The sequence below is a fragment of the Aeromonas sp. Lyrl_2 genome, assembly GCF_051948815.1.
Taxonomy (GTDB): Bacteria; Pseudomonadota; Gammaproteobacteria; order Enterobacterales; family Aeromonadaceae; genus Aeromonas; species Aeromonas veronii.
The window spans coordinates 17,640-29,931 of the sequence record NZ_JAYJLJ010000033.1; the positions used below are offsets into that span (position 1 = coordinate 17,640).

The 12,292-nt window shown below is 51.5% G+C and carries 7 protein-coding genes and 1 pseudogene; 5 read left to right on the top strand and 3 right to left on the bottom strand.

Going from position 1 to position 12,292, the window contains the following annotated elements; all coding sequences use genetic code 11:
- Positions 1 to 27 precede the first annotated feature (27 nt).
- The 3 genes from VF684_RS19800 to VF684_RS19810 are packed head-to-tail and all read left to right on the top strand — an operon-like array spanning position 28 to position 4,258.
- Positions 28 to 1,587: an OmpA family protein gene (locus VF684_RS19800; protein WP_376899753.1), complete on the top strand. Its 1,560-nt coding sequence runs from the start codon at positions 28 to 30 to the stop codon at positions 1,585 to 1,587.
- An 11-nt stretch (positions 1,588 to 1,598) separates the two neighbouring features.
- Positions 1,599 to 3,425 (top strand): hypothetical protein, encoded by a 1,827-nt coding sequence (locus tag VF684_RS19805; protein ID WP_376899752.1) that lies wholly within the window; start codon positions 1,599 to 1,601, stop codon positions 3,423 to 3,425.
- A complete protein-coding gene (locus VF684_RS19810; protein ID WP_338454047.1) occupies positions 3,425 to 4,258 on the top strand; it encodes a hypothetical protein in 834 nt (277 codons plus the stop codon). Before VF684_RS19805 ends, VF684_RS19810 begins: the two co-directional genes overlap by 1 nt.
- A gap of 297 nt (positions 4,259 to 4,555) precedes the next feature.
- Here the strand turns inward: VF684_RS19810 and VF684_RS19815 are convergent.
- Positions 4,556 to 4,692: pseudogene (locus tag VF684_RS19815) on the bottom strand (IS21 family transposase); the annotation flags it as partial.
- Positions 4,693 to 5,369: 677 nt separating this feature from the next.
- On the opposite strand from VF684_RS19815, the gene rraB reads away from it, so the two are divergent.
- On the top strand, positions 5,370 to 5,705 hold the full coding sequence (gene rraB / locus VF684_RS19820) for a ribonuclease E inhibitor RraB (protein ID WP_026034893.1): 336 nt from the start codon (positions 5,370 to 5,372) through the stop codon (positions 5,703 to 5,705).
- 63 nt (positions 5,706 to 5,768) lie between these two features.
- Here the strand turns inward: rraB and VF684_RS19825 are convergent, their stop codons facing one another.
- On the bottom strand, positions 5,769 to 7,724 hold the full coding sequence (locus VF684_RS19825; RefSeq protein WP_376900304.1) for a sensor domain-containing protein: 1,956 nt from the start codon (positions 7,722 to 7,724) through the stop codon (positions 5,769 to 5,771).
- A 185-nt stretch (positions 7,725 to 7,909) separates the two neighbouring features.
- On the opposite strand from VF684_RS19825, the gene VF684_RS19830 reads away from it, so the two are divergent.
- A complete protein-coding gene (locus VF684_RS19830) occupies positions 7,910 to 8,404 on the top strand; it encodes a hypothetical protein (protein WP_005335330.1) in 495 nt (164 codons plus the stop codon).
- A gap of 73 nt (positions 8,405 to 8,477) precedes the next feature.
- On the opposite strand, the gene VF684_RS19835 is transcribed toward VF684_RS19830, so the two are convergent.
- Positions 8,478 to 12,230 carry a choice-of-anchor K domain-containing protein gene (locus tag VF684_RS19835; RefSeq protein ID WP_320661308.1) on the bottom strand — a complete coding sequence of 1,251 codons (3,753 nt, stop codon included), beginning with the start codon at positions 12,228 to 12,230 and terminating at the stop codon, positions 8,478 to 8,480.
- Positions 12,231 to 12,292 lie beyond the last annotated feature (62 nt).

Consider the following 12,292-nt stretch of genomic DNA (forward strand, 5'->3'; position numbering starts at 1 on the left):
CATTTAAAGGGATAGTGAATGATTAGGATGCATAAAGCGAAGCCAACGGCAGTGGCAATCGCTATCACCATGTTGGTGACTGGGTGTGCAACCATCGACAAGCAAGTGGCCGAAAATGATAGCTGGGTCAGCTGTATTGGTGGTGGCTTACTGGGGGCTGTTGCTGGCGCTGCGATCAGTGCCACCCAGGGCGGCAGCGACAAAGTGCTCATCGGGACTATCGCTGGTGCTGCCGTCGGCTGTGGTGGTGGCCTCTGGTATAAGAGTCGGGTTGACCGGCTGGAGAAAATAGCCAAGGAAGAAGGTCTGAAAATGCAGGTGCGCGAATTGCAATTGGCAGCCGCGCAAGCAGACCAGAAAAAAGAAAGCGAATCCACCGCTGTTGGCCTGGAGGCATCCCTTGAATATGCCGAGATGTTCCCTGTGGGCTCTGCGACCCTCACCACGGAAGGTTCTAGGAAAATGACTCGTGTGGCGAAAGAATTCGCTAGCAAGCGCGAGCAAGAAACCAGCAAGCCTGCCAATGAGCGCAAGAAGGTGTTGGTTGTCGGCCACACCGATTCGGCTGGCTCTGCACAATTCAACCAACAACTATCCGAGCAACGTGCTCGCGCCATGGGCCAGATCTTGGCCGCAGCCGGGGTGTCTCGCAGTGACATCTACTACCAGGGGGCAGGCTCTTCCCGCCCTATCGCCAGCAACGAGACTGAACAAGGCCGAGCACAGAACCGCCGAGTCGAGTTTGTTGAGGTGCAAAATGAGGCACTGCTAGTTAAGCGAGTGCAGGAAGACCGCGCTAGTCCCAGATATCTTGCTCATGGCACTGGGACTGTCGCTAAGCAGGCATCGCCTGCCACCAAAGCGTCAGTGACCCAAACGACGGCAAAGAGTCCTGCAGCGAAAACCCCGTCCGGTCCGGTCGCCGGCACCACGTCGGCCACTCCAGTAGCCGCTCCGAATGCCCCGTCTGAACAGCCTTTGGCAAATGACATTTCCCCGGTAAAACTGGCTGGCAAAGGGATCATCGACTTTGGCGGCCAACCAGTGACCAATATTAGCTCTCCCCTGACAGGTAGCATTCAGCCAAAGAGCTCTTCCTTCTCCATTATCAGTAATGCCTATGCCAGTGCGCCGATTAGCTCATGTGTGGGTGATTTGCCTCGTGTCGAAGGTCAAGTGAAAAACCTTGGGAGCGACCAGCCACTTGCGGAATATTCGACTGAGGAGTATTTGCCCGGCTTGAATGGCAAACCTTGGGTTGCTGCCGTTAATGGTCATGTGGCTTCGGTGGGGCCGGTTGCGATTTTGCGTGATGAGGCGAAGGTGTCCCAGCAACCTTTCATGCAATTCATCCCCAACTACAAGAAATCCAAAAAGCAGACCGAGAAGATCCAGGCTGTGGCCAATACCTACGAGGGAGAGACTCAAATTCTCTATCGTGTGTTCGCTGCCAATCAAACGTCCTCGCCAGTGTCTTGTATGGACATTGTATTTGACAAACGTGCTGGTACTGCCGTTGCGGGTGAAATCTACTATCCAAAGCAGGGTGAAGCTTACGTGGCCCAATACTTGCCCAAGCGTCGTTAAGGGAACTAGACATGTTTGAAAACATTATTCACGCCCTGTCGGGGGCCTGGCACATCATCAGTTTGGTGATCGCCTTGATGGTTGCGGTGGTGACCGCCATCGTTTATTGGTATGAAGTAAAGTACTGGCACATGGAAATGCGGCTGCGGTTACCATGGATTGGCCGTATTGCTGCCTGGACCAGAGACCCGGGCAAAAACGAAGAGAAGTCGGCAGACAACCCCAATGCCGTCGGCTTCAATGCCGGTGAGAAAGGGGTATGCGGGGCGTATGAAACCTACTACGGGGAACACCAGCCCTCGGAAGAGAATTTCAAGCGAAACCTGGATTATCTAGGAAAAGCGGACGAGGCGGACCGGTCGGAGAAAGGACTGGGTATCTGGCTGCTCATGATCGTCCTGATGGTAATTGAAGCATCAGCGTTTGGTTATGCCTTGGCTCCGTTTGCCCTGACCCTGGCGACCCCAAACACGGCCATCGTGGGGGCCTTCTTCATTGGTTTGGTTATCTCCATCATCGCTTTGGTTCTGTCCGAGTTTGCTGGCCGTCAGCTATACCGCAACGGTGTAGTGAATAAGATCCTCTCATACGAGTCGATCCGTGATGGGGGCGACATGACAAAGACGCTCAACGCGACTATCGACAATACTTATACCGACGATGGCGCTAAACCCTTCCAGCAATTGTTGAACCGCATCAATGTGCCGCTCGATAAATACGGTCAGCCACAGCGCCGGTTCTCGATCATTATTGGGTATGGGATCTTTATCGCGGGGTTGGCCATTGCCGCATTTTGGGTTCGTACCGAAACCCTGAACCAGCAGGAAGCCATGTTGGTTGAGAATCCGACAGCTGTCGTCCAAAGCGCCGATGATTTCCCAGTTGCGTCTGGCGATGAAGAGATCCCTCTGCCTACGGACATGGCCGAGCTGTCAACTAACAGCAGCCAGAAGTCCGCGCAAGACCAGATTGATGCGATGCACCGCGCCTCGCTGGTGACCTTTGCTGTGCTGTCTGGTTTGTTCTGTTTTATTCAGTTCGCCTCTACCTACCTGGCCTTCCGTCACAGCTTTGCTGGCACCTACTCACGTCGAGCCTGGGAGCTGACCCACAAGTACAACAGTGCTGATGAGTTTGTCCGCTACCACAAGGCCAAATCTGCCGCAATTGCTCAAGATGCTCAGTCTTCCTTGGCGAAGTTGCAGTCATTGCAGGACAAGGTGTTCAGGGTAAACGGCAAGACGAAGGATGACCTGAGTCAAAACAAGGATCACCGCACCTTCCTGCGTTATATGGAAGAGCAACAAATCATTGCCCATAACAAGAATAACCGTGCGATTGGCCTTGAGAGCACCAAACTGCTTGCCGATTACGTTAAGCAGACCATAGCGGATTTGAGGAACGCGATAAGTGCTAAGGACAACAAGACAATCTGGGCGATCACCGATGTCGCAGGCCCCCGGTTCGCAGCTATCAACAATCCAGCGTTGATGGCACAAAAGGCGGAGTTCAATGAACTGGTGTCTGTCTTTGGCGCAAGACCCAATGAGGCACAGCCACAAGCCGTTGCTCAAGCCTATCAACCGACCCCTGTCGCAGCCACGCCCGCACCATCCGTCGCACCAGTGGTGGAAGCGGCGCAAGTAACCCAGACCATCGAAGCGCCAACGGCGCGTTCTGTGGGTGAAAAGGTAGCAGCCTTCAATCCTCATGCTTGGGGCGATCTGACTCAGTTTGATGCGGATGACATGGACTATGTCGCGAATAAGAAAGGCGTGTCGGTAGACGATCTGAAACGAGCACGCCGCTTGCAAATGCTCGACAAGGCGGAGGCGTGATGAAAGCAAGGATCAGTCTTGTATTCTTGCTGATGCTGCCAGCGACAGTGATGGCAGCAGAACGCAACGACTTAGCCAGTTGTTATCAGCAAGCCAAAATTGCTCAGTTCACCCCCGAACCCTCGGGGCGCATGTTGTCAGTTGTGGTGGATCAAACGACCCCACTCACTTCTGATTTACAGCGTACTGCGTGGGGGAATATCAAGCGGTTCTTGCTGCCAGGGGACCAGCTTCGTCTGTATTCCTTCTCTGCCTATTTGGATGGCCACTACATGCAGCTCCAATATGCAGGCCAGTTGGAGCGTGGGCTCGACCCGGCCCAAGTGGGGGATGTACCGATGATGAATGCCAAGAAGCTCGACCAATGCCTAGCTGCCCAGCCGAAAATGATGTTGCAACAATTTGGTAAGCGGTTCGTGCAGACCATGGGCAAGTCCTCGATGGACATCCCGCGTAGCGAGATCCTGTTTAGCCTCAAAGCAGTGGGTCAGGATATCCAGTCAGTCAAAGGGGTGAATGAAAACGTCATCTTATTGATGTCAGACATGCTGGAATACAGCGACTTTGGCAGCTTCTATCAGTCCAAAGGTATCCGTGACATCTCTCCTTCCGTTGAGCTGGCCAAGGTCGAGAGGGAGAATCTTCTCGCTGATTTCAAAGGAGCGCGAATCTATGTGCATGGTGCGGCATTCGTGCCAACCGACGCAAAGAACGGCTACCGCAGTGGCAAGATGATCCAGAATTTAGAATCCTTCTGGAGCCAATATTTCAGCCGGTCTAACGGGCAGCTCGTCGCATTTGGGCATCCAGAGCTCACTGTCGCTGTTCAGTAATGACCTCATCACGGCTTTAAAACACTAAGCCTGTAGAGAAATAAAGCACCACCATAGCGGTGGTGCTTTTTTTTCGTTCTCCTGACATGCACTGACATATGTCGTACACGAGTCTTCTATTTGGTGACGATGTTCAAATGGATTGATCACATCATCATAATTTCCCCTGGGATCATGTACAGCCTATTGGGTGGAAAAATCCCCACCAGGGCATTGAAAGACATGATGGGGGCGTCCATCCTCGTCGGCGGTGTGTGCCTGCTGTATCAGATGGCTAATTCTCTGGTCGAGACCAAGAGAGGCGTAATGGGGAAGAAAGATCTGCCGAAGGTACTTGCGGACAGAGTTACGAGACACCCGCAGCTGTTGGGCGATAGTCCGAATGCTCGCCGACACTCTGAACTGAACTCCAGTGATAGCTCCTGGGTCAACAAGGAGGCGGCGCAAATGCCGTGACTTTTTCTCAGATGGGTCAAAATTACTTCAGCGGTGACATCGAATTAGGTCAGGCCGGGCTAGATACCCTTGATCTAAAAAGTAATCTTGACTTGGTAACGGGCATTTCTGCCGCCTCCAGGCATTTTTTCAAGGCCGCCTTTCTCTAACAAGTCGGCTAAATAGCGTATCGCGGTGGCTTTACTGACCTTGGCTACCTTCTGATATTGGGTACAGGGATTATTAATCCAGAGCTCGGTGAGTAAACTTGCCAGAGATTGACCAGAGACGCATAACAAAAAGGCCTCGCATTGAAAGCGAAGCCTTGTGGAGTGTGCTGTCCAGAGCTGTGGTATGGAAACTGTCATGGGGATTTTCAATCCCCTGCTCTACCGACTGAGCTATCTGGGCAACGGCGCGCATTAAACCCTTTCCAGCGCAGAGTGTCAACCATGATGGCACGATAAAAAGCGCGTTCGCTCAACAACCGAACGAAGCGACCATTTATTATCCATTTCAGTCCTGTTTGCCATACTTGCTGGCCTCTGCACGCCCTGCAGGCTGTGCCAATATGATGGAAATTCGAGGTTCAGTGGGTCCGCCGCATTGAGCCGAATCCACTCTGCGAGTATGCTTTGCCGCAATGATACCGCCTGGAGGCAACATGAGTCTGAATATGCAAGAGTGGCGTGATGAGACCACCGAGATCGTCAACGAACTGCTGGCCGATGGCAGCAATCCCGATGCGGATTACGATATCGAGCACCACTTCGCCTGCCAGGATTTCGACCGTCTGGAAAAAGCAGCGGTTGACCTGTTCAAGGCCGGTTTTGAAGTGACCGATGCCGAAGAGATGGAACTGGATGACGGCGCCACCATCTTCTGCTTCGATGCCACCATCGAGTGCAAACTGAATGTCGAAGCGATCGTCGCCGATATCGCCAAGATGCTGCCCATCCTGGAAAAATACGGGGTGGATTACGATGGTTGGGGCACCTACTTCCAGGATTGATCCTGCCTCCATCGTAAAACAACAAGGCCACCTTGCGGTGGCCTTGTTGTTTCTGACGACCTCTCACGCCAGATAGCTGGCAGCAAACTCCGCCGGCGGCAGGGGGCGACTGAACAGATAGCCCTGTAGCCGATCACAACCCGCCTCGGTCAGCCACAGCTGCTGCTCGGGTGTCTCTACCCCTTCGGCAGTGATGCGGATCCCGAGCTCATGGCCCAATCCGATGACCGAACGCACGATAGCGGTGGTCGCGCTATTGCTGGCCAACCCCTGAGTGAAGCTGCGATCCAGCTTGAGGGTCGCCACCTGCAACCGCGGCAGATAGGCCAGCGAGCAGTAACCGGTACCAAAGTCGTCGATGGCCAGCTGAAAACCGGCGGCGATCAGGTTGTCGAGATTGGTCTCAATCTCGTCGGCATTTTCCATCAGTACCCCTTCGGTGATCTCCAGCTCCAGCTGACTGGCCTTGAGACCATGGCGAGCGATGCAGGCAGAGACCCGCTCACAGAGCGCCGGATCACGGAACTGCAGCGGCGAGAGGTTGATGGAGAGCACCATATCCGGCTGCGCAGTTTGCCACTGCGCCAGCTGGGCACAGCCCTGCTCCAGCATCAGCTGGCCAAGCTGACCGATGATCCCCATCTCTTCCGCCAACGGAATGAATTCGTCGGGGGAGATCATCCCAAGCTCTGGGTGGGGCCAGCGACAGAGCAGTTCGGCGCCATGCAGCCGGTGAGTGCGGGTACAGATGATGGGCTGATAGACAGCAACCAGCTGGGCGGACTTGATAGCGAGCGGCAACTGGGCGGCGATCAGCTGACGCCGCTTGAGCCGGGCATGCAGCTCGGGATCAAACAGGGTGCAGTACTGCTGCTGCCGTTTGCCCTGCGCCAGCGCAGCCTCGGCATGACTGAGCAACCGCTCGGCATCGCTTGCCCGCCCCTGGGCCAGCCCCAGAAACACCGGGATCTGGATGCGATGATCTTCCACCTGATAGTGCTCCATCAACTGCTGCTGCAGATGCTGGCTCCACCCCTGCAATGGCTCGTTGAAGTCCGGCAGCAGCAGGCTGAAGTCATCGGCAGCGACCCGGCAGAGCAGGGAACGCGGCGGCACCAGCTGCTGCAACCGCTTGGCCACCTGGCTCAGCAAGCGGTCGGCAATCCGGATCCCGAAGCGATCGTTGATCTCACGAAAATGGTGCAGATCGACCAGCACCAATGTGGCACTGCGTCCCCCAAGATGGCGGCTGGTCTGCAAGAACCGGGAGAGTTTGAGCAGCCCGGTCAGACTGTCGTAGTGCTGCTCCTGCTGCAACTGCGCCTGAGTGGTGCGCAGACCGGTGATGTCACGCCCCAGCGTCAGGATCCCGAGAGAGTGACCATCACCATCGGGGACATCAACCCGGGTGATCTCCATGTGTCGCCCCTGCCCGCTGGCATCCAGCAGACAACACTCGCCATGACCCATCCCCTGCGGCGCCGCCAACCGGAACGGCAGTTGCTGACCCAGCACCTCATCCGCCCCCTGGCCGATAAAGTCGAGAAACGCCTGATTGCACTCCAGCAACACCCCGTTGTGATCATCGAAACGGATCAGGTCAGGAATGGCATCGAGCAGAAAACGCTGCAACAACTGCTGCTTTTTGACCGTCTGTTCCAGGCTCTTGCGCTGGGCAATCTCGTTAATCACCCCGAATACTGCACACGCCTCTCCCTGCGGGGTGTAAAGAGGCACCTTGTGCACCTCCATCCAGCAGGTATTCCCGCCCCGGTTGCAATGGAGCTGCTGATACAGCATCGGCACGCCTCCAGCAAGCAGCTGCTCATCCTCACAGCGAAAGAGATCGCCCCAGGGCATCTCTGCATCTGTCTTGCCGACTACCTCGGCAGGCGACTCCAGCTTGGCTTCACGGGCGAACTCACGATTGGCGAACAGGTAACGCCCATGACTATCTCGACAGAAGATACTCATTGGCAATTGGTCGATGATCTGCTGCAGCAGATCCGGGGTGAGCATGTTGGTCACAGGGGTGCTTATGGAGGAATTTCGAGCAAATCTATGATAGCAAACCAATTTTGTAAAGCACCCCGATCACCTCCCCATAACATCGAACGCTGTATGGTTGCTGACAGAGATTGTCGCTCCGGCGATAATAGGCGCCGGTTGGCCAATGGCCTGGTGATATGGACGAGAGAAACAAGATGAAAAAGATTATGGGGAGCGCATTGGCGCTGCTGCTGGTTGGTTGTGCTGGTGACAATAACGGCGGTGAGGAGTATCGCTACAACCCGCCAATTGCCAAGGCAACCAACAACACTCAGGAAATGGCGATCCCGGTGGATCTGGTGTGGGCTCGCGCCGAGAAGTGGTTCACCGATCACGGCCTCACCATCGAAAACAGCCAGCGTGGCTCCGGCCTGATGACTGCCAACGTCAACCAGTCAGCCGACGGGCTGGAGTGGCTGGACTGCGGTACTATGGGTTCCAAAGTTGCACTGGGCAACCCGAACCTGCAGATCAACCTGATCATCACCCAGAGCGGTAACAGCAGCGTGGCCACCGTCAACGTCAAGGGCAACACCGAACTGTTCTTCGTTGAATCCTCAGGCGAGCGCGTACCGGCCCCGTCCATCAAGCCGGTCTGCGTTTCCCGCGGCACCCTGGAGCAGAGCCTGTTCGCCACCCTCGGCAACTGATTTCGCTTCCCTGCAAAGATAAAAAAAGCGGCAGATTGCTCTGCCGCTTTTGTTTTTCTACTGTCTGTTCGTGTTAGCCATGAGGTTTGTCGATCAGCAGTATGTTGTTCAACATGTACTCGAGAACCTCAGTGGTCGTAGTATCAGAACCCCCAGTCAAGCTATCGAAAGTATGATTCATCAACACAATCTCTTGAGTTGGTGAGGTAGAACTACTGTCTTCTCTGATAAATAGATGCACCCCATCGTCGCCCTGAATAACAGAGAGTAGAGAAGTCAGATCATTCTGATTGGGGGAATCAAGCAAATCACTCAAGTCCAGCTTGTCACCTTCCGAAAGGTTGTTAGTGCCTGACCCCTTGTTGAAGTCCATGATGTAATCTGTGGTCTGAGAGCCGGATACCGTATCCCCTTTGTTCCAGACAAAGATATCTGCACCTTCATCACCACGCAGGACATCATTGCCAAGACCACCAATCAGAATGTCGTCACCCAAACCACCACGTAAACCATCAATACCTTCACCACCAATCAGTTGGTCATTGCCACTGCCGCCATGAGCGACCTGGCTACCTTCGCCACCGTTGACTATGTCGTCGCCAGAACCCAAATTGACAGTGTCTGTTTTGGGTTGCAGTGGCTGCCGCGCATCTTCCTTAAGAGTACCTACGGTGTTGGTAATAACATCCTGAGTCATAAATTGGCTGCTAAGTAACTCATCTTGAGTAACCACAGGGTTATTAACATTGGGCAACGAACTACCAGTGTTCACGATATTGTTAGCAGTTGAAACACCAAGGTCAATGTAATCATTACTATCGCCTGCATTAATTAGTAGCTCGGTGTCTTTAGCAATATATTGAGTCTTGGATGATGAAGCGACACTGCCGTATCCTCCTAAATTAACGGCAAACTGGGCTGTATCACCACTCCAATCGGTCATCATGAATGAATCTACACTCTGACCACCGACAACATTATTCTTATGCAGAACGGTAACTTGGAAATAAGCAGTACTTTGCGCTGAATCTTGATTACTGGCTTCTGTCGCCGTAGCCACAACTGTGATGGTAAAGTTGCCATGGTTGGCGACTTTAATCTGTAAGTTATTAAGATTCCAACCCGTAATGTCTACTTCGCCATTAGCATCAACTGTTACTTGATGATCATTTCCATCTTTTAAAATCGCATCTTCTGGCAAGCCTTGCAACTTAATGCTCAACGATTCAGAGTTATCGTCATCAACTAACTGAGCATTTATATTGCCAAGCTTGATGAAGTTTCCGATATAACCAAGGTTATCTACAGCGCTAAAAGAGAGATTATCCAAAATAGCACCAACAGAATCCGCATCTGAGTCCGCCTCAAATAACAGGCGGTAATTACCAGAGGCATTTACGGGTAAGGATACTTTTTGGTCGCGTAGCCAATTAGAATCATTTTTGTTAAAGTCATAGAGAGTGATGGCCTGTGACATTATTGGCTGACCGATATTATCTAATGGAATCAGTTTGATCGTAAGCTTCGAGCTAGATTCGTGGCCTAAGCGTGCTGCAATATCGAAACCTAGCTCATAGAAGCGCCCAGCATACAACTCCATATCCGTGTACAGAGTATCGTCACCATTATTAAACTCAATTTCCATGACCTTGTTGGTGGATCCTCCACCCTGATAAGTTTTTTCGAAACCAACTTCAATCCTGCCACCTGAGTTGCTGGTATACCATTTACCAAGGGTGTTAAGGCCGTCAATCTGATTCGCAATTACGCCCCCCCAGCCGTTATTCACATTGAACTTTGCATCTTCAAAGTTGATAGATGCGACATTTGTGTAATTGCCAACAGTGAGCGTCGGGGCATTAGCCACCGCTTCAACAGTTATATTCAAGGTACTTGTAACACCCGTATTAGTGGTGTATGTAATTACAGGTAATGAACCGCTCCAGTACTCTTTTGGCACAAAGCTGTATTCACCATTTGTATTTAATTGCAACTCACCTTCCGGCAATTGATACCAAGTACTACCAGCGGTATAGGTCTCGTTATTCACTTGGAAGCTGGTCACGGATAATGTGTTATCCGCATCCGTATCATTTTCCAGTACGTTACCTTTCGCTTGAGCATCCTCGGCAACAGTGTTGCTATCTGATTCAGTCACCGTTGGATCATCAACAGGCGTTACCACTATGGTTAGTGTGCTTGTTGCCCCAGTATTCGTGGTGTAGGTGACGACTGGAACCTGGCCATTCCAATCATCTGCGGGCTTAAAGGTGTAGCTACCATCAGCATTGAGGGTTAGTTCACCCTCTGTCAATATAATTTTACTGCCTGCAGTATACTGATTGGCATCGTTAGCCACAGTGAAATGGGTGACTGATGTATTTTTATTGCCATCATTTTCCAGCACATTACCGATTACAGCAGTATCTTCAGGACCACTTTTTTGATCTTGAACTGCTTTAAGCGCATTCACATTAACGGTATTTACATTAATGGTGAGTAATGCGCTGGATTGATCACCATCAGCATCCTGCATGGTGTAGGTAAAGGTTTCTGTTGCGCCGGCCGGAATCGCTGAGGCGTTGGCTGTTACTTTGTAAGTGTAACTACCATTGGCGTCTATGATTAACGTGCCATATATGCCGTTAATAATGACTCCAACGCTGCCAGTGGTGCCTGAACCTGTTTGGTCGCCCGTTGCAGCACCTACTACCGTGAGATCGCTATCAGCACCGATGACATCATTGGTTAACACATTCCCCTCGGTAGAGGGCAATTCATAGCCATTACCAGCGACTATACGTACAACCAGTTCATAACTGCTTGCCGCATTTTCAGCCGTTCTAATTTCAGTAACAACTTGGTTAGTACCAGGAACTCTAAAGCCTATTACTTGCAGCGTATAAACTTGCCCCTGATGTTCAAAGGTTACATTGGTATTGCCGACTTTAATGATATCTTTTGATGCTTCAGGATCGTTGTTGTCGTTCGGTGTTTCATTATGGTCAAAGTTAACGTTGAGAGTTACTGGTGTAACTACCCCATAGGCATCAGTCACCGAGAAAGTAACATCCATAGTTGCTTTAGTGATAGCGCCACCAGAAGATATTGGGAAGTTATAGTGAGTAAACGTGCCCAAAATAATCTCTTGGTTTAAGGCAAACTGACCATTTAATGCACTGTCGTTATCGATGAAACCATAACCAGATTTATAGGTATTCGTTGGATTACCCCATCTAATCTGATCTAAACCATCATCATTGTCAGTACCACCACCATTAGGATTACTGTTACCATCGAACGTGGTCACGCTTGTGCCATTTGTCCATGATGTCCAATTTGCCTCCACACCAGACACTATAAAACTATCTACTATCACATCGACACTGCCAGTGTCATTGTTGGCATTGGGGACATCATCAATAATTTCAACGCTAACATTTCCGGTTACTAAACTTCCGTTAGCCGTGGTTCCTTCAATAACAATACCATTGATCAGAGCACTTAAGTTTTCACCACCTAAGCCATTATTTTGCAATAGATTATCTAGCAACTCCACATTAACAGTAACATTGCCAGATGTTCCTGGAGAGATCGTTGAAATGTCGCTTAAGGTTAATATGATAGCTTGTTGCCCATTGATAGAACCAATCAACGCACCATTAGTTGCAATCGCCCAAGTTATGTTGTGCCCAGCAAGGTTTGTTGCGGCATTTATCGATGAGGAATTGAAGTTAAATGCTGTGAGCGCTTGCGTTCCTGCTGTAAAATTAATCTTCTCACTTGCAACATTTGACCCACCGTCACGTAAAGTACTTTCATTCACAACAATATTGCAGTTCCCAGGGGTATAAACTTTTGCGGTATCAGAGCCTGGGCCTGACGTGC

Excerpts from the sequence above, each read along its gene's own strand:
- VF684_RS19800 (WP_376899753.1), top strand. The coding sequence starts at position 28 with ATGCATAAAGCGAAGCCAACGGCAGTGGCAATCGCTATCACCATGTTG.
- VF684_RS19805 (WP_376899752.1), top strand. The coding sequence starts at position 1,599 with ATGTTTGAAAACATTATTCACGCCCTGTCGGGGGCCTGGCACATCATC.
- VF684_RS19810 (WP_338454047.1), top strand. The coding sequence starts at position 3,425 with ATGAAAGCAAGGATCAGTCTTGTATTCTTGCTGATGCTGCCAGCGACA.
- rraB (WP_026034893.1), top strand. The coding sequence starts at position 5,370 with ATGCAAGAGTGGCGTGATGAGACCACCGAGATCGTCAACGAACTGCTG.
- VF684_RS19825 (WP_376900304.1), bottom strand. The coding sequence starts at position 7,724 with ATGCTCACCCCGGATCTGCTGCAGCAGATCATCGACCAATTGCCAATG.
- VF684_RS19830 (WP_005335330.1), top strand. The coding sequence starts at position 7,910 with ATGAAAAAGATTATGGGGAGCGCATTGGCGCTGCTGCTGGTTGGTTGT.